Here is a 23,876-nt window from a genome sequence, read left to right as displayed (position 1 = left end):
GGATCCGGATCTTGACGGTGGCAAGCAGGATGTTGAGGTTGAGGTCAACGGCCACAAGAAGGGTGTTGACGACAACGGCTCGGAGAAGCAGCCGGAGACGCCGAAGACCACAGTCGACGAAACTGGTACAAAGCCTGTTAACCCGACTGACGACAAACAAGACACCGGTATCAAGGTCCACAACGAGGACAAGGACACAGAGGTTACCGCGAAGGACGAGGATGGCAAGGACATTCCAGTCGAGATTGATGAGAACGGCAACGTCCACGTCACTCCAGGTACCGATGTTGATGGTCCAATCACGGTGACGGTCACCGACCCTGACCTGCCTGGTGGCAAGGTCGAGGTCGAGGTTGAGGTCAACGGTCATGAGAAGGGTCGCGATGACAACAACTCTGACTTCAAGGTTGATGATTCCGGCAAGAAGCCGGTCGACCCGACCAACGAGAAGCAGGACACTGGTGTCAAGGTTCAGAATCCTGACAAGGACACCAAGATCTCCGCGAAGGACGAGGATGGCAAGGACGTCCCGGTCGAAATCGACAAGGACGGTAACGTTGTCGTCACGCCTGGTGAGGACGTTGATGGCCCGATTACGGTGACAATCGAGGACCCACGTCTTCCTGAAGGCAAGACTCAGGTTGAGATTGACGTCAATGGCCACGAGAAGGGTCGCGACGACAACGGCAAGGCAGAGACCAACGTCAACGCTGACGGCAAGAAGCCCGTCGTGCCGAACGGAAAGGAGCAGGACACCGGCGTCATCATTAACAACAAGGATGGCGACACCAAGGAGTCTGCAACCGACAAGAACGGCAAGGACGTGCCGGTCCGCGTCGGCGACGACGGCAAGGTCTACGTCACACCTGGTAAGGATGTCGAAGGACCGATTAAGCTGGTCGTCGAGGATCCGGACCTGCCTGGTGGCAAGGCTGAGATCGAGATCGAGGTCGACAAGGCCCAGAACCCAGGTGGCGAGGAAAACAAGCCGGGAACCGGTGACCAAACCGACCCATCCGAGGGTGACAAGCTCGGTGACAACGTTGTGGCGTCCTACCCGAAGACCGACGTCAGGCCGGGTGCCACGGGTACTGCCAAGGTTCAGCTGAACAAGAAGGACGGCGAGAAGGTCGGAGAGGCCGTCGATACGCCGAAGGGCACGACGGCGACGATCACCAAGCGCAACGGCGGCGAGCTGCACGGTGCGAAGTGGGACATCAACACTGAAGCTTCCGCGAATGTCACTGGTCAGGCACCGTCGACGGAGGACCTCATGAAGGCCTTCAAGACGGCTGACGCTAAGGGCTGGGACGACTTCACGAAGAAGTTTGCACCGCTTGCAAACCCATCGGTGGATGTCACCGTGAAGAACAGCACCGGCGAGCACACTGGTGTGAAGGCGTCCTTCACCCTGGTTGGCCAGGACGGCAAGTCCATCCTGGATGCGGACGGTGACTTCGATGGCGACGGCGTGAACAACGGCGATGAGCTGAAGAAGGGCCTCAACCCATTCGACGGCAACGATGGCAAGATCAACGCTGGTCGCTGTGCCGCATCCGCTGTGGGCTTCGGTCTGCCGCTGATCGCGCTGCTGCCACTGGGTCTGGCTTCCCAGATTCAGATCCCTGGCCTGAGCGATTTCGCCGCACAGGCAAGCGCTCAGCTGCAGGCTGCGAACACCCGCATCCAGCAGCAGGCTGGCATCTTCAACCCGGAGATGGCCAAGCAGGTTGAGCAGATCAATGCGCAGCTGCGTACCGTTGGTGCGGATCTGGGCATGGTCGTCGGCGGTATCGCACTGATCGCGGCTGGTATCCTGGCCGGCACGATCATTTACGACAACTGCAAGCCTGGCGGTCCTTCCTCCTCGGTCAAGGACCTGGAGCTGAAGGGTTCTTCCGGCAAGACGACGAAGCTGTCGTCGGAGAAGGAGCAGAAGTAAGGGACACGTTTAGCTCACAGTCACTCCTTGTGGGAGACAGCGAGCTAAACGCTTACTGATCGCTCTTTGAGAAGCGAAAAGCTGCTGTCCGCCATTTGTGGCGGGCGGCAGCTTTTTGCATTCTTACGGGCGTGGTAGCGGCTCGTCGCGCGCCCGCGCCTCAAATTGCTCGAAGCGTGGGATTAGAAGCGTGCGATGCAGGTCGCGCATTCTCGCCGGCCCGGGGCGATTTTCGGCGACCAGCGTCGCACTCCTTTAAGACCTCGACACGAACGAAGACCATGGAGCGCCACCCCGCCAACCCCGAAAAGTTCCCAGGCTCAACTGTGAACGGGGAACAATCTTCGTGGACATGCGTCCCGACCTGGGGAAACATAAGCGTTGGTCGACCGAAACCGGCCCAAAACCGAAAATGGTTCCCGGGCGCGGGAACTTTTTGGAAAGGCGAACCAGCAAGCCAGCGCTCCAGCGCGACCACCCACCGCCGCAAGTGAGACCCAGCACCAGAAATCAATCAAATGTGAACTGGACCCCATTTGTGCGCCCGCTTGTCGTGGTGTGGCTGTAGAATGATACGCATTTATGTCCGCCACGATTCTAAAGGTTGGGTTATGGCTCATCATCTACTGCTTACTTGCACTAACACGAACCTCAGCAGTGCTGATGCTGACGCGCTCGCCGCGCAGCATGGCCTGCGCACCATCCGCGTCACGGGGGAGACGCTCGCCGAGGCCTACGCCAACTGCGCCTGCCAGGAACAGCCCACCTTGTTCGTGGGGCAGGGGGAGTGTTCCTTCGACGCGGAGCTCGCTGCGGCTCTTGGTGCGGCGGTCGTCGTGCTTATCGACGCCCCGCAGCGCGCCACCCTCGCGCAGCGGACGGTGGAACGCCACGGAGCAACGCTGCTCGCAACGGTCACGGACGTGCAGGAGGCGGCCGACCTCACCATTCCGGAGGTCGCGCCGGTGATGTCCCCACTGGTCTTTGGCTCTCACCTGTTGGGCCAGGCCCGCGAGGTCGGCGCGCACATTGTCCTGCCGGAGGGTGAGGATCCCCGCGTGCTTGAGGCGGCGCACAGGTTGTTGGAGGGGGGCGTCGCGAAGCTGACGCTGCTGGGGGACGTGGATGCGATCACCGCGAAGGCGCGGGAGCTTGGGCTGGACGTGTCGGGGGCGACGCTACTGGATCACCGCACCTCCGACCTGTCTGAGGGGTTCGCGCAGACCTTCGCCGAGCTGCGCAAATCCAAGGGCGTGACCCTGGAGCAGGCCCGCGAGGTGATGCGGGACGTCTCCTACTTTGCCACGATGCTTGTGCACACCGGGCGCGCGGACGGCATGGTCTCCGGCGCGGTGCACACCACGGCGGAGACGATTAAGCCGGCGTTCCAGATCATCAAGACGCGCCCGGAGGCCTCGGTGGTCTCGTCGATCTTCCTGATGGTGATGCAGGGCCGGCTGTGGGCGTTTGGCGACTGCGCTGTGAACCCGAACCCGTCCGCGCGGCAGCTCGGCGAGATCGCCGTCAGCTCCGCGTTGACCGCCGCTCAATTCGGTATTGCCCCGAAGGTTGCGGTGCTCTCGTACGCCACGGGCACCTCCGGCGCGGGTCCCGACGTGGAACGTGCAGTCGAGGCCGTCGCCGCCGCCCGTGCTATTAATTCCGACTTAATTATCGACGGCCCCCTTCAATTCGACGCTGCGTGCGATGGGGGCGTCGCGAAGCAGAAAGCCCCCGATTCCCCGGTGGCGGGGCAAGCGAACGTGTTCATCTTCCCCGATCTTGAGGCGGGCAACGCCGGGTACAAGATCGCGCAGCGCACTGGCGGCGCGCTGGCGGTTGGCCCGATTCTGCAAGGACTGAACAAGCCGGTCAACGACCTTTCGCGCGGCGCGACGGTCGATGACATTGTGAACACTGTGGCCGTGACCGCGATTCAGGCAGGGGTGAAGTAAATGAGCTACGTACTGGTGATTAACTCTGGTTCCTCCTCGGTGAAGTTTCAGATCGTGGACCCGAATTCAGATGCCTCGGACGCCCCGTTCGTTGCCGGGCTTGTCGAGCAAATCGGGGAACCCCAAGGCCGCATCACCATCAAGCACGGCGAGGACCGCTGGGTGCTGCAAAAATCCATCCCGACGCACAAAGACGGGCTGGAGGAGGCGTTTCACCGCCTGGCGCTGCGCGGCGTGAGCCCGAAAGACCTAGACGTGGTGGCGGTGGGGCACCGAGTGGTGCACGGCGGCATGGTGTTCAGCCAGCCTGAAATCATCGTGGACCAGGTCGTCGACATGATCCGGGACCTAGTGTCGCTGGCGCCGCTGCACAACCCGGCGAACATCGACGGCATCGAGGTTGCCCGCGAACTGCTGCCGGACATCCCGCACGTCGCGGTCTTCGACACCGGCTTCTTCCACTCCCTGCCGCCGGCCGCGGCGCTGTACGCCATCAACGCGGACGTAGCCAGTCAGAACCAGATCCGCCGCTACGGCTTCCACGGCACCTCCCACGAGTTCGTCTCGGGCCAGGTGCCGGGGCTGATCGGGTCCGACCCGAATCACACCCGCCAGATCGTGCTGCACCTGGGTAACGGGGCGTCATGCTCGGCGGTGGCGAATGGGCACGCGATCGATACGTCGATGGGGCTCACCCCGCTCGCGGGCCTAGTCATGGGTACGCGCTCCGGGGACATCGACCCGGGCATCATCTTCCACCTGGCGCGCCACGGCGGCATGAGCATCGACGAAATCGACGAGCTCCTGAACAAGCGCTCTGGCGTGAAGGGCCTGGCCGGCGTCAACGATTTCCGCGAGCTGCGCGCCATGATCGAAAACGAGGACGGCGACGCCTGGCTCGCCTACAACGTCTACATCAACCGGTTGCGCAGCTTCATCGGCAGTTACATGGTGGCGCTGGGCAGGGTGGACGCGATCACGTTCACCGCGGGCGTGGGCGAGAACGACAAGTTCGTGCGCGCGGACGCCCTGGACAATATGGAGGCCTTCGGCGTGAAGATCGACCCCGAGCGCAACTCCTTGCCCAACGACGGGCCGCGCATCATCTCCGCTGACGACTCTCGCGTGAAAGTGCTTGTCGTGCCGACGAATGAGGAGCTCGCCATCGCGCAAAAGGCGGCGGCGCTCGCGCGTCAGGCCTAGCCGTGGTGGGCTGCGTCCCGCTATTGTTCAACACCTTTGTTGTATGGCCGTTATTCGTTAGAATTTAAAACGGCATGTCAACAGCTGTAAAAGCAAATGTCTGCATAGTGAGTACACTGAGTAGCGTTTAGCAATTTACGGACAGTTTTAAGAAGGAACGATGATGGGCAACGTGAGCGGTCGCAACGGGGCGAAGCGGCGAGGTGGGGTGTCGGTAGCGGCATGCGCACTTGGGGCATCGTTAGTAATCAGCGGTGTTCCGGCGGTGGCAGGCACAGCCACGGCGCAGGAGCCCACTGCTGAGTCCACATCATGGAAAACGCCACGCACTGAGGCGGCCCGTACGGACGTCACGTTCGCGGACCTCGTCGTCGCGCCCGGTGAGACCGCAACGTCGAAGCCGCAGCTGAAGCGTAACTTCTGGACCGCCGCCTGGAACAAGATCGGTACCCCCGTCAAGTGGGAGCTCAAGGAGGGCTTTTCGACGCCCACCGGCTGGCACCTCACGTTTTCCGACGACGGCACCCTCAATGCCACCGCCGGCGAAGGCATCGAAACCACTACGTTCAAGGTGCCGGTGACCATCACCTTTGCTGACGAGTCCACCAAGGACGTCGAAGCCAACGTCACCCTTGCGGATGGCCCAACCATCGAGCCCATCAAGGACCAGAAGTACTGGGAGGGCCGCCTGATCCAGCCGCGCCGCGTGATGGCGTGGAACGTCCCGGCTGACGCCGTCATCGAGCTGGAGGGCTTGCCCGCGGGCCTGAGCACCTCCGCCCAGACCCGCCTTGGCTCCGGCTCCTATCTCTTTATCAACGGCCGTCCAACTGAGACCGGCACGTTCAACGTGACTGCACGCGTCACCGGCGCAGGCGACCCGCTCGAGGAAACGTTCACCATCACGGTCGCCGACTCGGCTGAGCTCGGCGAGCCGGAGGACGCCGACATCGCACCTTCCGAAGTCCCGCCAGTGCGCCCCGGCACCGACGTGCACATCCCGCTCGACGTCGAGGACGCTTCCTCCGTGGAGGTCGAGGGCCTGCCCGATGGCCTGAAGTACGACGGTGAGCAGAACGCGATCGTCGGCACGCCGACGAAGGAGGGCACCTCCGAGGTCGTCGTGGACAAGGTCACGGAGGATGGCACGCACAAGCGTGATTCCTTCGAGTTGACGGTGGACGAGAACGCACCGGAGCCAAGTGAGCCAAGTGAGCCAAGTGAGCCGTCCGAGCCCGCAGATCCGTCGGACCCAGCAGACCCATCGGACCCAGAGGGCCCCGTTGCCCCGGACCAGTTCGAGTGGAACCCCATCAAGGTCCGCGCAGGCGAGGAAACCGGCGTGACCCCTGTCCGCTCCACGCAGGGCGTGCGCGTGCTCGCGGAGCCCGGGAACCCGGATTGGTTCACCGTCTTCGCCAACGGCGCCGTGTACGCCGCCCCGTCGCGTGACGCGAAGCCGGGCACCTACACCATGAAGGTTCGCACTGAGAAGGGCGAGCAGGACACCATCACCGTCGAGGTCACTACAGCCGTCAAGGACTCCGTACGTTACGAGTCCTCCTACGCGGACACCTACGTCCGCGCCGGCGGCACCGCCACCTCACCTGCGCCGTACGCGAAGCTGGGCTACAACGGCATGGTTTTTGAGCGCCAGCCGTTGCCGAAGGAGGCGTCGTTTAGCACGAAGTCCGAAGGCGTGAAGCTGAACCAGCACACGGGCCAGATCACCCTTTCCGCGGACCTGGATGCCGAGGTTGGAAAGCCCATCGATGTGCCCGTCACCGTCACCTACCCGGACGGCAGCACGAAGGAGATCATCGCGCGCTTCCAGGTGCTCGCGCCGCAGTTCGCGCAGACGCAGAAGTTTGAGTACGAGCGCCGCGAGGCCTTCGAAGGCGAAACCATCAAGGTCAACCTCACCGAGCCTTTCGACCCTGCCTCCGACCCCGAGTTCGCCATCCTGACGAAGGCCTCCAAGCTGCAGGGCTGGGACCTGTTTATCGACGCCACCACCGGCACCATCACCGCCACCGCCCCAGCGCAGGACGCGAAACCGCTGAACGTGGAAGTCGTTGCGCGGTACGCGGACGGGTCCCACAAGACGGTCGTGGCCGTAATCGGCGTGCGCGACGCGAAACCGCAGGCCTACACGTCCAACCTGGACTTCGAGGACGCCGTCGTCGGCGACGACGGCACCGTCACCATCACCCCGAAGGGCGACATCCCGACCGGCGTGAAATTCGAACCGGAAGGCGCAGCGGCGCTCGGCGGCGTGGCTGGCCTGCGCGTGGACGTTGACGAAAAGACCGGCCAGATCAAGGTCACCCTGCCGAAGGACGCCAAGCCCGGCCAGGGCTACGACCTCGGCGTGCGCATCAACTTCTCCGACGGTGGCTCGAAGGTAGTGCAGCTCAACGTCGCCCGCGACTCGCAGGCGCACCGCGAGCAACCGTCCTGGACCCCGATCGGCGTGGCCATCGGCGCCAACGCCGTAACCCATGAGCCGAAGGTCGCACCGAAGGGAGCCACCTACGCCATCTCCGCCGACTTCGCCGCGGAGGGCTGGAAGGCCGCCGTCGACGCGACCACCGGCGCACTCACCGTCGCCGCCCCCGCATCGGCGCACGTAGGGGACCGCACCATGATCCCGATCGTGGTCACCTTCGAGGACGGCTCCCAGAAGCTCGTCGAGGCGCAAGCCACCGCCGTCAAGGCGATGGGCGGGGCAGTCTCCAACGCGTACGACCCAACCCAGGTCCGCGCAGGCGAAACCGTCACGCTCACCCCGACGCTGAAGGGCGCGCACTACTCGCTGCTCAACCCAGTCGGCGGCCTCGACACGCGTATCGACGCCACCACCGGAGCCCTCACCGTCGGCGCCCGCCCGAACGCAGTCCCCGGCGTACGCGAAGTCCCGGTGCGCATCAACTTCCCGGACGGCTCCACGACCATCGCGAACGCACGCATCTCCGTGCTGACCACCGACGGCAAACCGTCCCTGGCCGAAGCCACCCCGGAGTTCACCGACACCATCAAGGCCTACCCGGGCAAGGCGACCACCTACGTAGTGCCGAAGCCAGCCGGGGCCGCCAAGGAGGCGTTTGCCCTCGGCCAGCTGCCGAAGGCGCTCGCCGACTGGAAGGTCGGCATTGACGCCACCACCGGCGAACTCACCATCACGCCGCCTGCTGGCACGGCACCTGGCATCGTGCCAGTCCCGGTCGTGGTCAGCTTCGCGGACGGCTCCCAGGCCACCAAGCTCCTCCGAGTGCAGGTGGTGAAGGGGCCGCAGGAGGTGGAGAAGGGGTCGTCGACAAGCAGTGAGATTCCGCCAGGCGCGAAGATCGCGGGCTTCGTGCTCGGCCTCCTCGCCTTCCTGGGCGGGCTCGGGTACTCCCTGTACGAGCACCGCGACTTTTTCCGCACATTCCTAGCATTCCCAATCAACCAGCAGCGCTGAGAGGACAACGACAGTGACCGGCAAAACCAACAAACAACGCATCGCAGCGATACTCGCAGGCGTTAGCGTCGCCGCAGGCATCGTCGTGGCCCCACACGCGGATGCGGCCATTACCCCAGGCAGCTTCGCCATCGGTGTCAACCGCGACTCCGATAGCGGCAACTTCCGCGTCGACGTGAACAAAGCGCGCGTGTCCTGGATGTACTTCAACCATCCAGAAAGCACCACGCGCCTGCTGCAGAACGCCTTCTACATCGACGGCGCCGTCAACGGCTCGCCCATGAGCTACGTCGGCAACGCCACCGAAGTTGTCGAAGCGAAGCCCGTCGGGAACACCGACCGGGTCGTGCTGCGCCACACCGACCCCAACTCGGGCGTCGAGATGACCCGCACCTTCATCGTCGGCGACGACTCCATCCAAGTCACCGTTGACCTGCGCAACACCACCGGTCAGGCCGCCAACATGCGCGTCGAAATGGCTAGCGGCATCATCGACCGCGACTTCCAAGTCACCGGCGTCCCCCGCGGCGACGGCTACCACGTCGACGTCAGCAACGCCTACAAAATCAGCGTCGACTTCATGGGCGCCACCAGCAAGGGCAAAGGCGAACAGCGCCACGACGCCATCAACGGCGGCACAGGTGACGACGCCCACTTCGTCGCCGGCGTCTGGGAACAAGACGTACCCGCCGACGGCACGCTGCGCGCCACCACCGCTATGACCCTCGACGTCGCCCAAGGCACCATCGACACCGACGGCGACGGCTTCCCCGACGAATGGGAAGAAAACGGCTTCACCGACGAAAACGGCAAGATCTTCCCACTCCAGAAGTGGGGCGCCGACCCCAAGAAGGTCGACCTCTTCCTCCAACTCAACTGGATGAAGTCCGAATGGGAAACCAAGAAGTGCTCCGAGCAGCGCAAATACGCGCCAACCGAGGAAGACTTCCGCAAGTTCCTCGACTGCTCCGAAGCCAACACCAACGTGTACCGCCCGTCGCGCCAAACCCTCAACGACCTCGTTGACGCCTTCGCACAGCAGAACATCAATCTGCACATCGACGCCGGCGACTACTACAACCCAATGCGCCTCGAGCACCCACAAGGCGGCCCGACCGAAGACTTCACCCCGTACTACTTCGAAGGCAAAGTCCCTGGTATCAAGATGCTCGAGGACCGCGACCGCCTCCTCAACGGACGCCAGACCGTGTTCCGCGTCGGCGTCATCGGCGACCAACAAACCCGCACCAACTTCTCCTCAGGCAACGCACTGATCGGGGACGGCGCTTTCTACGTCGCAAAGAACCGCATGATGACCTCGCAAGACCAGCTGCGCAACACCATCCTGCACGAGTTCGGTCACAACCTTGGCCTGACCCACTCCGGGCCACTCGCCGACACCAGCCGCCCAATCTCTGACTACGTGCCCGGCTACCTCTCAGTCATGAACTACCTCTACCAGTTCACTGACTTCCGCTACTCCAACGAGCGCTCTCGTCCGACGGGCAAGCTGCCGAAGGCATGCCAGACCGTCCAGTGCTACACCGGCGACTACGACATCGACCCCGACTGGCCAAACCTCGCCTTCATCGGCGGCCAAATCGGCCGCGCCAACGGCACCACCGGCACCCCCGGCCACGACGACCACGAACACGCCGACGACGAACCAACCGTCCGCGAACTCGAGGTCTACTCCGCCGAATTCAACAACGGCAAGGCCGGCCTGCGCGTGCGCAACGAGGAGCGCGCTGGCAACATCATCATCGCCAACCGCACCGACTCCAAGATCGCCTTGGAGCTGTCCAACCTGGGCATCGACATCCACAAGTTCCGCCTCCAGGCCACCTACCCAGGAGGCCGCTACGAGCAGGAATACACCATCGAAGGCGCCCTCAGTGACGAGTCCAAACTGCCCATCAGCGTCCCGATCACCAACACCGCCGGCTACACCGGCTCCACCATGCCGATCACATTCCGGGTGTTTAACCAGGACAACGATATCGTCGCCGACGAAACCATCGAGTTCTCCGCCCTCAACTACAACGGCGAAGACACCGCGAAGCTCATACGGGAACTTCGCAAGAAGAAGTCCGACCTGCTCAAGCGGGCAGAGCAGACCGTGGGCAAGGCGAAAGGCGGTGCCGGGCCACGCCCAACCAAGCCGCTGGCAACCCAGGCCAACGCCGTCATCCCGACCCGCGCCGGCCAAGCACCAGTGACCTCACTGAACGCCGCGCCGAGCGGAACCTACGACGCCCCGGCTCCCGCGCGCCCTGCCAAGCCGACCACTCGCCCAACCGCCCACCCTGCGCCTTCGACTGCGCAGCAGCAGAACCCAGGCAAGGGTGGGGAAACGGGTGGCCTGTCCGGCGGTGCCATCGCCGGCATCGTTGTCGGCCTGCTGGCGCTGCTCGGTATTGTGGCCGCAGCCGTCGGCCTAGGCGGCTTCTAAGCTCGCTGATTGGGTTTGTACCAAATTCCCCCAGGTCCAGATTGTGACCTGGGGGAATTTCTTTGGGGTAGGGGAAATTGAGGAATTTGGTGTCGGGCCGGGTGGGATGCGCACCAAATTCCCTCCCGAGAAACCCGCGACCTGGGGAAACACAAAACCTGCCCGCCGAAATCCTGGAATGTGGTGCGCCTTGCTAGGAGGCGGTGCCAAGGGACGCAACTCGAATTGGACCAGATGTTCAAACGTGCTGGTAGTAAAAGGACAAGATAAAAGGCGAATGCGTCTTTTGGCACCGGCGCCTCAGGCGGAGACACCAAATTCCCTCCCGGGAAACCTACGACCTGGGAAAACGTAAAACCTGCCCGCCGAAATCCTGGAATGTGGTGCCAGGTAGAGACGGAAAAGCAATGACCCCAGCGATTTGCAACTTAATGCAGGGATCGTCCTGGGGCCTTCGTTGGTCGAGGCTATCGGATTCGAAGGAGTAAGTCAATGGAGTGACACTAACGCCAATATCGTTTGGTATATATACTTCGCGCTATGACTGTACGAGAGAACCAGCCGATCTGTCAGAACCCGGAAGTCTCCGCTTCGCTCGCTGACCTAGAGTGTTGGTTCTCGGTTCCGCGTATGGAGACCTTTTCGGGCCAGAAAAATCCTGTCGACTTATACCTTTGGAATGCACAACTGGCCAAAGCATTCCTTGAAGACATTGAGCATTTTGAAGTACTGCTGCGCAATTGGATTGATCGATGTGTTGTTAAAGCTTGGGGGGAGAGGTGGTATGGCAATATAAACTCTTCGTCGAATCCCGCTGGGCTGAACTTTAATAGCATTGACAAGCGGGGGTATAGCAAAGGCTAAAAGGCGTGCGGGAGAAGTGGATCCGCCTCCGGGGCGGGTGATTGTAGAGTTGGCACTCGATTTCTGGGTTCACATTTTTGATAACCGACATAGTGCGACTATCCACCCGAAGCTTATCTCGGCCATTAAACATCGTCATTCTATTGAAGAGTTTGTAAGCGAGATACAGATTGTTTATCGGTTGAGGAACCGGTGTGCCCATCACGAGCCCCTAGTCAAGGCGGATCGCGAGGTGGAGCTTGAAAATGTTGATCGCGCGTTGCGTGCAATTGAAAATGTGACCAGCTGGATAAGTCCTGATGCGGGTAGGTGGATAATGGGAAATTCTCGGGTGAGAGGGGTGTACGCTCGACGCCCCTAGTGGGGTGCGCACCAAATTCCCTCCCGAGAAACCCACGACCTGGGGAAACGCAAAACCTGCCCGCCGAAATCCCGGAATGTGGTGCAGGGCCGAGTGAGGCGCGCACCAAATTCACTCCCGAGAAACCAACGACCTGGGCAAACGTAAAACCCGCCCGCCGAAACCCTGGAATGTGGTGCGCGCAGCACCCGAAAGCCTAGAAACCCAAGCAAACCCTAGAACCACGTCACGGGACGGATCTTGTTGGCCATGTCCACGAGGTCGAAGCGGTGTTGGAGGTAGGGCGCCACTCTGGCCAGGGCGCGCAGGGTCCTGGCGAGTTCGTTTTGGAGTTCGTGCGCGGTGAACCTCGTGTCCAGGATGGGGGAGGGGTCGGGGTGGTGGCCGTCGAGGGTGTAGGTGAGGGCGGCGCGGAGGATGAAGACCTTGATCTGGAGGTAGCGGGGTTCGGTGTTGGGGATGCGTTGGAGGCGAAGGGCGGCCTCGCGGATGCGCGGCTCGGTGGGGTCGGTGACCAGGCTGAGGATGGAGGTGAGTTGGGCGAGGCGGTTGTGTCGGGAAGCGACGGGGACGCGGTCCAGGGCAGCGGCGGCAAGCTCGGGTTGATTTTCGTGCATGAGTTGGCGGGCCAGGCCGAAGGCGGAGGAGACGGTGGTGGGGTTGGTGCTCCAGACCAGGGCGTAGAGACGGATGGCGTGGAAGCGCAGCATGGCGGGGTTGGTGGTGACCATGGACCAGTCGGGGTCGAGGGAGCCGGTTTCGTGGAGGTGTTCGAAGACGGTGTTGGGGAGTTCGTCGAGGTGGCGGTTCATGCCGGCGGCGCCGCGGGCGACGCGGGGTTCCAGCAACGCGGTGTCGTGGAGGTCGGCGGATTGGAGGAGGAGTTCGGCGACGGCGGCAAGCGCTAGTTTGGAGGCGGATTCGCCGGGCAGGATTTGCAGGACGCGGGAGAAGGAGACCTGGGCGTCGGTGTATTTGCTGGTCAGCAGGTTGGTGATGCCGGTGTACCAGTGGTAGCGCCAGTTCTTCCGAAGGCCCTCGTCAAGTGAGTCGAGCCAGGTGCGCGCTTGGGTGGTGAAGCCGAGGTCGAGGAGGGTGCGGGCGACGGCGAAGGGGATTTCGATGGAGTCGGGGTGGCGGTCCTCGGCAAGCGCTTGGCGCAGGGCGGCAAGGGTTTCGGAGGGTTCGGAGTAGGTGGTGCTTTGGAGGGTGGCGGCGCCGGGGTCGGTGGCGTCGACAAGTGGGACGGGCAGGGCGATGTTGACTTCCTGGGGCGTGATGGTGACGGTGCGGGTGATGCCGTCGATGAGTTGGTCGGTGCGGAAGACGACGTGCTTGGTGCCGAACGTGCGGCGCTGCGGGGAGAAAAGTGAGTGTTGGGCAGGGAAGGTGCGGCCGTCGCGGATGGCGAGCACTTCGCGCAGGACGCCGAGGAGTTGGGCTTCGAGTTGGGTGACGGAGTCGAAGCGGTCGTCGCGGTTGGGGGCGCAGCAGCGGGCGATGAGTCGGTAGAGGGAGATGTAGCGGCGGAAGAGGGGTTCGGTGGTGGGGGTGGGGATGTCGGCGTCGTGTGGGAGGTCGATGATGAGGGCAGCGAGGGTGCGGCCGATGGTGTAGATATCGGATTGGACGGAGGGGCCGTCGGTAGCTACTTCGGGCGCTTGGTAGCCTTTGGTGCCGTAGATGAAGCCGTAGGAGCCGATGCCGGAGACCGCGCCGAGGTCGATGAGTTTGACCTGGTCTTCGGTGACGATGATGTTGTCGGGCTTCAGGTCGTTGTACACGACGCCGCGCGAGTGCAAGTAGTCGAGCGCGGGCAGCACTTCGAGGATGTAGGCGATCGCGATGTCAACGTCGCACCTGCTTATCGACGGCCCACCTACGTACTCCATCACGATGAACCCGCCGGGCACGCGTGGGTCGTCGATGAAGTTGAAAATCTTCACGATGCCGGGGTGGGTGATGTCGGCGAGGAACTCGCGCTCGGCGACGGCGGCGGCTTCCTCGTCTTTGTTGCGGGCCGAGTGCAGCCCCTTGAGTACCACGTTTCGCCCGGAGACGAAGTGGTCGGCGGCTAAATAGATCCAGCCCATGCCGCCGTGTACGATGGTGCCGAGCACTTCGTATTGTTCGGCGACCAGGTCGCCGGGCTTCAGCGCCGGGGCGGGGACGCCTTCGAAGGTGGATGGGTCCCGAAGGGCGTCGGTGGGGTTGATGGGGTGGACCCAGGGCAGTTCGACCATGCCGTCGGCGACGGTGCGGGTTTCGCGCTGCGTGCCGCGCAGTTCGCGGAACCGGTCGAGTGCGCGGCGCCGCGAGCGTTGCGAGGTATCCTCCTGCCGCTTCTCCTGCCGCAGCGCCTCGAGGTCTTCGAGGAGGGCGGACATGGAGTCGTCGTACTCGAAGAGGTCGTCGTCATCGTCGTCGTCGGCGAAGGGGTCGAAGGCGACGGCCTCGGTGCCTGGGTCATTCGTGCTCATTGGGTTCCTCCCGGTACATCAGCGGTGGGGGGTAGGGGTCTGTGGTGGAATCCGCCAGCCACTCCTGGAACATGCGGTGCCAGGTGCCGTCGGTGCGGATGCGCTCGATGGTCGCGTTGACTTGCCGCACTACTGAGTCGTGCTCAAGCGGGATGCCGACGGCATAGTACTGGGTGGCCAGCACGTCCGGCAGGATATCGGTGTGCGGGTCCTGGGCGAGCATGCCGGCGAGGATGGCGTCGTCGGCGATGATGGCGTCGGCCTGGAACTGCTGGGTGGCCATGAGGCAGTCGGACCAGGAGCGGGTGCGCAACACCGGGGACTGCGGCGCGAGGGTGCGCACGATGTTGAGCAGCGTCGTGCGGTCGACGACGCACACGGTGCGCTCGGGCAGGTCGTCCATGCTCGTGATGCCGCGATCGATCGGGGCCAGCACCCTGACCTGGGACTTCAGGTAAGGGGTGGAGAACGCCACCTTGGAGGCGCGCTCCGGGGTAATGGACATCGTCCTGATCACAATGTCCACGCGCCCCTCCCGGAGCAGCTCCGCACGCGAGGCCGAGTCCACGAAGCGGAAGTCCACCGCCTCGGGGTCGTCGAAAAGGTCGCGGGCGATCTCCCGGGCCAGCTCCACCTCGAACCCGCGAAGCTGCCCGCGCACCATATCGCGGTAGGACAGCAGGTACTGGGACTGCTCCACGCCCACGATGAGCCGGCCGCGCTCCCGGATCTGCTCCAGGGCAGGGTCATCTTCCGGAGTGGCTGCGCGTGGGCGCAGCGAGCCCTCCCAGTCCAGGCCGTGCGGCACAAACTCCATCGACGGCTGCTTGCCCGCCCCGTCCAGCAGCGCGCCGGGCGGCAACGGGATTGCCTCGTGCGCCGTGGACGCCGCCCCCGTCGGCAGCTCTTCCAGCGAGGACTGCGGCGCACACCCCACTGCGCCCGCTGCCACCGCGAGCGCCACCAACAACGAGCCAGCCCTGCGCATCATACGTACTCCCTGAATCGCCGCTGCACACCGAACCACATGCTGATGACCGCCAGCAGCGACAGCAGCGCGACCACCGTCGACACCAGCCTTGTCGCGTCCAGGGAGGTGTGGATGTAGTTGCGTATCTCGGCGCGCGCCGACTCAATCAACTCCACCATGTTCGCGTCCAGTTCCGTGTACGCGGTGGATGCGCTCGGGTGGTACGCACTATCGACCATCAGCACGTCGACGGCGCGCTCAAACCGGCCGGCATCGAGCGTCGAGACGAGTTCGCCATGCGCCTGCGACCACTGCTCCAGCGCCCTTCTTGCCGACGCCACCTCCGGCGCATCCGACGCCGTATCCAACGCCGCGCTCACCCCCTGGTACGTGGACTCGAAGGACTCCGCCGACTCCGCAACGGACTGTCGGCGAAGCAGCGCCATCGTCTCGTCGGTGCGGGTCTCCTGGGCGCGGAGGCGGGCGTCGGTAAGCTGGCGCAGCGGCGCCGCGGCCTGCTCAAACCCGATGACGCCCGAGCGCCACGAAATGAAGTTCGAGCCCGCAACCCACGCCAGCGCCACCACCATCGCCGCCGTCGCCGCCACGAAGCCCTTATTCCAACGGCGGCGGAACGTGCGCCACAGCCACCACTGCGCCCCCGCCAGCAGCAACAGCGCCGCCACCAGACCCGAAAGCGGCACCCACTGCGGCGCGTTGAGGCGCACCATCTCCACCGCCACCTGGCGCTGCGTCAGCGCAAACAGCGTGTTCGCCGAGGTAATCATCCGCTCACGCATCATGCCGGACGCCTCCGACATATAGGACACGCCCACCGGGTTGCCCAGGCGCTGGTTCACCTTCGCGCGCTCCATGAACGCCACGTACAGCGGCAGGTCGCGTTGGATGGAGCGCACCAGGTTCTGGATTCGCTCCTGGTCCTCCGGCCGCGTCAGCTCCGAGGCACCCTCGTAGATGTCGCTCGCCGCGATCACCGCCTGATCTATCGACGCCAAGTACGCCTTCACCTCATCCGGCGTCATCAACCCTGCCTGCACGAAGCCCGTCGTGGCCACCGTGTCCGCCTGCGACAGCGACGTGAGCAGCACGTGCGCGGAGTGGTTCATCGGCTCCGTGGTCTGCACCAAGACGTCGAGCGCGTGCTGGCGCTTACTCATCGACTGGCTCTGCGCGAACCCAATCGCGCCCACGGCCACCGTGAGCACCAGCATCATCGCCAGCATCTTGCCCGGCGTGGTGATCACGAAGTCCGCCAGGCGCCGCGCCGCGCGAATCGGCCCACTCGACGCGCGCTGCTGCGGATGCAGCGCAAGATCATCCAACCAGGCGTCGCTGGGAGGTGGCGTCGTGACAGTCATTCCTCAACCATAACCACCGCGCCCGACCTATTTCTAGGAAACGACCTACAGTGGAACACATGCAAGGAGACGGCAACGGATGGGTCGAAGGACCCAACGGACAGAAAATGTGGGGCAAACACGGCGCCGCGGGGCTCTTCCTGCAGGCCACGCACGGCGGCGAGCCCGTCGTGCTCATGCAACACCGCGCCCCTTGGACCGCCCAAGGCGACACGTGGGGCATCCCCGGCGGCGCCCGCGACTCACACGAAACGGCCTCCCAAGCAGCGCTCAGGGAAACAGCAGAAGAATGCGGCATCGATGGGGGCGAAGTGGACGTCGATAAGGAGCTCGTCACCTCCGGCCCCGCACCCAGTGGCTGGACCTACACCACCGTGCTCGCGCGCGTGCGCTCCGGCGAGCCACTCGAGACCACCGCCAACGAAGAAAGCGTTGAGCTGCGTTGGGTTCCCCTGAAAAAACTCGAAGAACTCGCCCTACACCCGGGGCTGCGTGCCGCGCTGCCAGACATTCTCAGGCATACTGTTTCGCATGATTGAAGTCCAAAACCTGTCAAAGGTCTACGGCCCCGTCCGCGCCGTCGACGACGTGAGCTTCCGCGTCAAACCCGGCATCGTTACCGGGTTCCTCGGCCCCAACGGCGCAGGCAAATCCACCACCATGCGTATGATCGTCGGCCTGGATAAGCCCACGTCAGGCAGCTGTCTTATCGACGGCACCAGCTACCGCAACCTCAAGCGCCCCGCCCAAAAAGTCGGCGCGCTCCTCGACGCCAAAGGTGTACACCCCAACCGCTCCGCCCGCGCGACGCTCCTGTGGCAGGCGCAAGCATCCGGCATCCCCGCCTCCCGCGTCGACGAAGTCCTCTCCCTCGTCGGGCTGACCGACGTGGCGGGCAAGAAGGTCGGCGGGTTCTCCCTCGGCATGGGGCAGCGCCTCGGCATCGCCGCGGCCCTGCTCGGCGACCCCGAATACCTCATCCTCGACGAACCCGTCAACGGCCTCGACCCCGAAGGCATCCGCTGGGTCCGCTCCCTGCTGCGCGCGCTCGCCCAGGAAGGCCGCACCATCCTGGTGTCCTCCCACCTCCTCGCCGAGATGGCACAGACCGCCGACCACCTCATCGTGATTGGCAAGGGCAAACTCGTCGCCGACACCTCCGTCCACGACTTCATCAAGGCCCACTCCGGCTCCCGCGTTGTGGTGCGTGCCGCTGATGTTGGGCTTTCTCGTTTGCAGGTGGCCGTGGAGGCAGGCGCGCCGGGCGCCAGCATCAGCCCAGGCACCGACGCCGACGGCCGACCCAACCTCACCATTAACGACGCCACCCCCGAAACCATCGGGCGCATCGCCTTCGAAGCCGGCGTCATCCTCACCGAACTCAGCGAACACCACGCCTCCCTCGAGGACGCCTACATCCAATCCACCGAAGGCACCGAACAGTTCGCATCCCGCACAGTCCAGGAGGGCAAGTAACCATGAACCTCATACTTTCCGAGTGGACCAAACTCCGCAGCACCCGCTCCTTCTGGTGGACCAGCGCCGCCATGATCATCGTCGCCGGCATCTACGGCGCACTCTTCGGCTGGCTGGCCAACACCTCCGGCATGCCCTACACACCCCTGACCGTCGTCTCGACCGTCTCCATGACCATCGGGATCGTCGTCATCGTGCAAGCCGCCATGACCGTCACCACCGAATACCGATTCGGCATCCCCGCCACCAACTTCCGCCTCACACCGCAGCGCTGGCGAGTCGCCCTGGCCAAAGTCGTAGTGGGCGTCGTCGGCGTTGTGGTTGCGACGCTGCTAGCCGTGGTCGTGGCGTTCATCCTCGCCGACCTCACCACCGCCGTCCCCGCAGGCTGGACCACAAATAGCGCCACCCAGCGCGCCCTGTGGGCAGTACCCCTCGGCATGGCGCTGCTCACCCTGTTCACCCAGGGCGTCGGCTGGATCGTCCGCAACACGTCCGCCGCCATCGTCATCGGCCTGTCCATGATGCTCCTCCTGGAGACCATCGTCGGGTTCATCCCTAAATACGGCCAAGACGTTGCCAAGTTCCTCCCCTTCAACAACCTCATCGCCTTCATGATGAACCAACCCACCCAACACTGGGAGCTCGGCGCCTCCCTCGGCATCTTCGCCGTGTGGGCCGTGGCGTTGTGGGTGATCGGCGTGCTGTTGACTGAGGCGCGGGACGCGTAGTTCGATAGCAGTGCCAGAAGACGCAATCTCCTAAGAGTGCCCCATTAAAACCGCTGGTTATAAAAGGGCTATATCTATAAGGTTGCGTCTTTTGGCACTGTTCACATTCGGTCAAGTAATTCTTCCATTCGTGGGACCACCTCACTAAACGTGGCGGCGGCGAACCTGACCACGGTCCAGCCCTCCAACGCCAGATCCAAGTTGATCCGGGCATCCTTCTGGCGCTGGTCATACTCCCAATGGTGCTGGCCGTCATACATGATCCCGATTTTAAGCGGTTCGATGGCGAAGTCGAACGTCGTTACGAGGCGGCGGCCCCTATATACAGGGACTTGCTCACTCAGCTTCAGTCGGCGTTGCTTTGTTACGGCGTGGAGCAGCAGGCGCAGCTCGGTTTCGCGCGGCGAGTCGGCGAGCTTGCTGGAAAGCTTGAGTACCTTGTTGAGCCATCGCTTCTCCACGCGCCAGTCCGCTGCTTGGCGCAGCGAAGATGTTGAAACGTTGAGGTGCCTGCGAACGCAATCCACCAGCTGCACTGCCCGTACTTGGAGGGGGTCGAGCCCCTCGGGTGTGATGACGGCAGGAGAGTGCTCTCCGCTTTTTAGCATCTGGATCGCCTGAATCGTGGCGTACGCGGGGGCCGCTGCGTAGATCGTGTGTCCGAAGTGGTGCACTGTTGTGAGTGCGATACCGTCGGCTCCGCGGCGTTTGAGTCCGGGCGTTGTTGGGGTAGGGGAGCGGGTCTTACTGGTCGGGCCGATGAATGTGACGGGGGCTGTGTCTGTAAGGTAGGGCAACCTGTAAAGGGTGAGAGCAGAGTAGCCGCTGGCGATGTGGGTCGGCCACTGTTGTGCGTAGTCGAGGATCATCTGTAGTGCCTCCGGTTGCGGTGTTTGTCTGTAATTCATATTTGTTTAGACGCATTGGATGGGCGCCTGGTTTCCTTGTTCTTCCACAATTTCTGTTTACAGTGCCAAAGGACGCAACCAATAAGCTCTAGCACTTTTGTGACCAGGTGTTATGGCGGTGTCTGTTTTGGGAATTGCGTCTCTTGGCACTGGGCAGATTTGGTGGGGAACTTTCTTGACCCACAAACCACACCCGCCACATGAGAAAACATTTAGAAAGTTGCGGAGGTTTAGGCAAAACGAATAAGGGGGACTACTCTGGGAGTGTCATTGGCTTTTGCTGCAGAAAGGATTCGTTGTGGCGAAAAATCGCGGCCGGGCAGCAGGTGAGGCTCGCCGGGCGGGTTCGCGTGTGCGGACCCGGTTGCGGAGGGGCGTGGTTGTTGCGGCGGCGGCGTTGATAGTGACGCCGTTGGTGCAGGTTGCAGGGCCAACAGAGCTGCAGGCGCAGGCAAATGCGCAGGTGCAGGGCCCGGCGCTGGCCGAGACGAATCCAATCAAATATAAGCTGCTGGAGGTCAGGCCCGGGAAGCTGGGGCGTAGTGAGCTGGAGTCGGGGGACTTGGCGTCGATAGGCAGGGTTGAGCGGCTTATCAAGAAAATTAAGTTTTCGGACGTGGCGTGGCACCCTACACCCACGAGCGGCATTGATGCGACGCATCGCTTTCAGGTGAGTGTGTGGGCACCGGAGATTGGGGTACTTGCCACCGAATATCACAAAGAAGTGCTGTCGGGGAAGGACTCCATTTATAAGTGGAATCCTCAGAAGTTTTTGGATGACCAGTCGAAGATCAACGAACTGGATTTCGACATTAGGTTCACGGATGGCTCGGTGCAGGAGAACGTGGTGTTGCCGCTGCGGCTCTTAGGTCTCGACGGCCGCCTCGCCAACGATCCGGATGGGGATTTTGATGGCGATGGTGTGTCGAATGGCGAGGAGGCCAAGAAAGGCGCGAACCCGTTTGACGCCAGGGATAGGGGTGTCGCGAAGAATCCGTTGCCGAAGCTTCCGGAGACGACAACGCCGACGCCTACTTCAACTACGACGAGCGCAAAACCGCAGCCGCAGCCAAAGCCGTCGCCGTCGAGCAGCACCTCGCAGCCGCAGCCGCAGCCGAAGCCGAGCAGCGCGCAGCAGACGAGTACTGAGGCGAAGCCGACGTCGACAAGTGTGAAGCCGACTACGACGACGCGGAAGCCATACATGGCTGAGCAGTACGACCCGTACCCGGGCGAGCTGCTGGTGCGGCTGAAGCCGGGCCAGGAGTTCCGAAGCGGGACGCCGTTCGGCAATGCTGAGGTGAAGGTGCGCTCGATTCGGTATAAGGGCGAGCAGAACGGCAGGAAGTCGCCGGCGCTGGACCACGCGCTTGTCGACGCCTCCGACGGCAACCGTTTCGTTGTGAAGGCGAAAGGCCTGGAGGCGTTCGCGGAGGCCTACGAGCAGGAGTTTGGGAACTCGAAGCCGGAGTTTGAGCGGGTTTCGAAGTGGTTCATGAACACCTTCATCACGCATGCGCGCGTGGAGGTGGACTACCCGGATAACTCGTCTGATGCGAAGGATTTCTTGATCGGGTTTGTTGGCGAGGACGAGCGTGTGTTCTCCATCCCAGCCGCGGACTTCGACGGCGATGGCGTGAGCAACGAGGACGAAGTGAGCTTGGGGACGAACCCCTTCTCGCCGGACAGCACTCCTCATGAGAAGCCGAAGTTCGCGATTACCTCGAAGAGCGTAAAGCCTGGCGAGGTGTACGAGTTCGTGCCGTCGGCGAAGTTGGACCCGAATACCAAGTTCCTGGGTGCGGAGGGCTACCAGGTGTCGCTGACGCCGGATGGCAACGTGCGTGTTGTCGGCAGTAGTGACAAGTGGAATCACAAGTTCTCCTTCAAGGTGTGGGACCCGCTGTACGAAGAGCTGGCGACGCTTCACGTCGAGTCTGATTTCTCGGAGGATTGGACGCCGATCAACGTGAAGGCGGGGACGACGCTTGAGACGAACGTGATGAGCCCGGATGAAATCGCGAGCGGCGTGGAGATCGCCTCGACGAAGGATGAGCTGAAAGCCGGTGGGGTGCCGGATTGGGTCTCCATCGGTAGGGACGGCGAGGTGTTCTTGAAGCCGCCGCGCTCCGAGGGCGGATCGAAGGGTGAGCGCAGGTACTGGGTACGGCTCTCCACCGGCGAGCAGCGCGTGATTAAGGTCAACGTGCTCGACCCAACCCCGTACGCCGAAGACTACAAGCTGCAGTACCCGGACGTGTTCGTCCGCCTGGGCGAAGAGACCCGCAGCCACGCGCCGCTGGCGACCCTGACGCAGGGCGCCGAGGTGTTCTTCAACCAGCCGATCCCGGAAGAGGCACAGGTCTCCTACTCGATCGAGGGCGAAACTGACGCGAGCGTCGTTGAGCGGGAGGGCACCGCCGAGGACGGCGAGCAGCCAGGCATGGTCACGTTCAAGGCCACAGGCGACGACCTGAAGGCCGGTGACGTCGTGCAAGTGATGGTAAAGGCCAGCTTTAGCGACGGCTCCACCCAGCACGTCCCCGTCTACTTCAACATCCTGCCGCGCCAGATCGCGGGCAGCTACAACCACGCCTACGAAACGGGCCGCGAGGTGCTGCCGGGGACGCCGATCGTCCTGCATAGGACGGATGTTCGCAACGTGCCGGAGGGCACCGACTTCGTGTTCTTCGAGGATGCTGAGGGCAACAAGAACCTCAATGGGTGGAAGGTGTCCGTGAACCGTGACACCGGCAACCTGGTCGTGCGTGCGCCGGAAAATGGTGCCCGGCCGCTGGACGCGGTGGTGACGGTGTCCTACCCGGACGGCAGTTCCACCGATGTGCCATTCCACGTCGGGGTGAAGCACAGCAAACCGGACGCGGAGGCATTTACGCCGAGGTACGCGCCGGAAACGCTGACCGGCGGCACCCGCACGTCCTACGAGATGCTGACCCCGGTGCCGGAAAACACCACGTTCTCGATTGAGGAGAACGCTGGGTTGGATGTGAGCGTCGATACGAAGACGGGCCGCATCACCGCCGTGCTGCCGAAAGACGCGCCGGGCGGCGCCAAGTACAACGTGCGCGTGCGCGTGAAGTACCCAGATGGCTCCGAGGAGACTATCGACGCCGAGCTGCGCAAGAAGGCCATCGCCGACGAAGAGCGCCCGCGCTGGAGCGACATCTACGTCAACGCCGGCGACTTGGCTTCCACGCCGCAGGGACAGCGCGTCCCGCCTGAGACCACCTTCGGTATCGACGCCAGCTTCGCCGCCAAGGGGTGGCAGGTGCACGTCGATAAGTATTCGGGCAGGTTGCAGGTGCTGCCGGACGCGTCGGTGAAGTCGAAGTCGAAGGTTGAGGTGCCGGTTGTGGTGACCTACCAGGACGGCTCGCAGCGCACCGTGAAGGTGTCGGCGTACGTGCGTGAGCCGCGCCAGACCGCTGCGCCGACACCATCGACAGAGGCACCCACGTCCACGCCGACACCGACCCCGAGTACCCCGGCGCCAACGCCGGAGCCGGACCCAGCCCCCGAGACTGGGAGTTCGGCAGCGGGGTGGATTACTGTAATTCTCGGTGCACTTGGGTTCCTGGTAGGCGCCGGTTTGCTCGCGCTGCAGGAAGTCCCAGTTGTTCAGTCGAATCTCAGACACCTTATGCGTGACCTGGGCTTGAGGAGGTAAAAGG

General features: G+C 63.3%; 14 protein-coding genes. 10 read left to right on the top strand and 4 right to left on the bottom strand.

Going from position 1 to position 23,876, the window contains the following annotated elements; translation table 11 throughout:
* The 6 genes from KBX14_RS08460 to KBX14_RS08435 form a co-directional block, all read left to right on the top strand.
* The coding region (locus tag KBX14_RS08460) for a hypothetical protein (RefSeq protein WP_256042311.1) at window positions 1-1,942 on the top strand (1,942 nt) is incomplete at its 5' end.
* A gap of 611 nt (window positions 1,943-2,553) precedes the next feature.
* Window positions 2,554-3,897, top strand: a complete 1,344-nt coding sequence (pta, locus tag KBX14_RS08455) for a phosphate acetyltransferase (protein WP_256042310.1) — start codon at window positions 2,554-2,556, stop codon at window positions 3,895-3,897.
* Window positions 3,898-5,100, top strand: a complete 1,203-nt coding sequence (locus tag KBX14_RS08450) for an acetate kinase (RefSeq protein WP_256042309.1) — start codon at window positions 3,898-3,900, stop codon at window positions 5,098-5,100.
* Between the two features lie 163 nt (window positions 5,101-5,263).
* On the top strand, window positions 5,264-8,563 hold the full coding sequence (locus KBX14_RS08445) for a YPDG domain-containing protein (RefSeq protein WP_256042308.1): 3,300 nt from the start codon (window positions 5,264-5,266) through the stop codon (window positions 8,561-8,563).
* 13 nt (window positions 8,564-8,576) lie between these two features.
* Complete coding sequence (locus tag KBX14_RS08440; RefSeq protein WP_256042307.1) at window positions 8,577-11,015, top strand: hypothetical protein; 2,439 nt, start codon at window positions 8,577-8,579, stop codon at window positions 11,013-11,015.
* Window positions 11,016-11,555: 540 nt separating this feature from the next.
* Window positions 11,556-11,879 (top strand): hypothetical protein, encoded by a 324-nt coding sequence (locus KBX14_RS08435; RefSeq protein WP_256042306.1) that lies wholly within the window; start codon window positions 11,556-11,558, stop codon window positions 11,877-11,879.
* A 576-nt stretch (window positions 11,880-12,455) separates the two neighbouring features.
* Here the strand turns inward: KBX14_RS08435 and KBX14_RS08430 are convergent.
* The 3 genes from KBX14_RS08430 to KBX14_RS08420 are packed head-to-tail and all read right to left on the bottom strand — an operon-like array spanning window position 12,456 to window position 17,069.
* Window positions 12,456-14,720 (bottom strand): serine/threonine protein kinase, encoded by a 2,265-nt coding sequence (locus KBX14_RS08430; protein WP_070361842.1) that lies wholly within the window; start codon window positions 14,718-14,720, stop codon window positions 12,456-12,458.
* Complete coding sequence (locus tag KBX14_RS08425; protein WP_256042305.1) at window positions 14,707-15,711, bottom strand: glutamate ABC transporter substrate-binding protein; 1,005 nt, start codon at window positions 15,709-15,711, stop codon at window positions 14,707-14,709. Before KBX14_RS08425 ends, KBX14_RS08430 begins: the two co-directional genes overlap by 14 nt.
* The gene (locus tag KBX14_RS08420) at window positions 15,708-17,069 is read right to left on the bottom strand and encodes a hypothetical protein (RefSeq protein ID WP_256042304.1); all 1,362 of its coding nucleotides are present in this window, start codon (window positions 17,067-17,069) and stop codon (window positions 15,708-15,710) included. The genes KBX14_RS08425 and KBX14_RS08420 overlap by 4 nt, the downstream gene beginning before the upstream one ends.
* Window positions 17,070-17,128: 59 nt before the next feature.
* On the opposite strand from KBX14_RS08420, the gene KBX14_RS08415 reads away from it, so the two are divergent.
* Genes KBX14_RS08415 through KBX14_RS08405 form a run of 3 tightly spaced genes read left to right on the top strand, consistent with a single transcriptional unit; the run spans window position 17,129 to window position 19,276 of the window.
* Window positions 17,129-17,608: an NUDIX domain-containing protein gene (locus KBX14_RS08415; protein ID WP_256005573.1), complete on the top strand. Its 480-nt coding sequence runs from the start codon at window positions 17,129-17,131 to the stop codon at window positions 17,606-17,608.
* Window positions 17,601-18,545: an ABC transporter ATP-binding protein gene (locus KBX14_RS08410; protein ID WP_256005572.1), complete on the top strand. Its 945-nt coding sequence runs from the start codon at window positions 17,601-17,603 to the stop codon at window positions 18,543-18,545. The genes KBX14_RS08415 and KBX14_RS08410 overlap by 8 nt, the downstream gene beginning before the upstream one ends.
* Window positions 18,546-18,547: 2 nt before the next feature.
* On the top strand, window positions 18,548-19,276 hold the full coding sequence (locus KBX14_RS08405; RefSeq protein ID WP_070361845.1) for an ABC transporter permease: 729 nt from the start codon (window positions 18,548-18,550) through the stop codon (window positions 19,274-19,276).
* Window positions 19,277-19,377: 101 nt separating this feature from the next.
* Here KBX14_RS08405 and KBX14_RS08400 read toward each other — a convergent pair whose 3' ends face one another.
* The gene (locus KBX14_RS08400) at window positions 19,378-20,184 is read right to left on the bottom strand and encodes an endonuclease domain-containing protein (RefSeq protein ID WP_256042303.1); all 807 of its coding nucleotides are present in this window, start codon (window positions 20,182-20,184) and stop codon (window positions 19,378-19,380) included.
* A gap of 298 nt (window positions 20,185-20,482) precedes the next feature.
* Between KBX14_RS08400 and KBX14_RS11335 the strand changes: the two genes are divergently transcribed.
* Window positions 20,483-23,872 carry a Rib/alpha-like domain-containing protein gene (locus tag KBX14_RS11335; RefSeq protein ID WP_256042302.1) on the top strand — a complete coding sequence of 1,130 codons (3,390 nt, stop codon included), beginning with the start codon at window positions 20,483-20,485 and terminating at the stop codon, window positions 23,870-23,872.
* Window positions 23,873-23,876 lie beyond the last annotated feature (4 nt).

This window comes from Corynebacterium sp. CCUG 61414, from assembly GCF_024453945.1.
GTDB lineage: Bacteria > Actinomycetota > Actinomycetes > Mycobacteriales > Mycobacteriaceae > Corynebacterium > Corynebacterium pseudogenitalium.
This window is presented reverse-complemented; position numbering and strand designations above follow the sequence as displayed.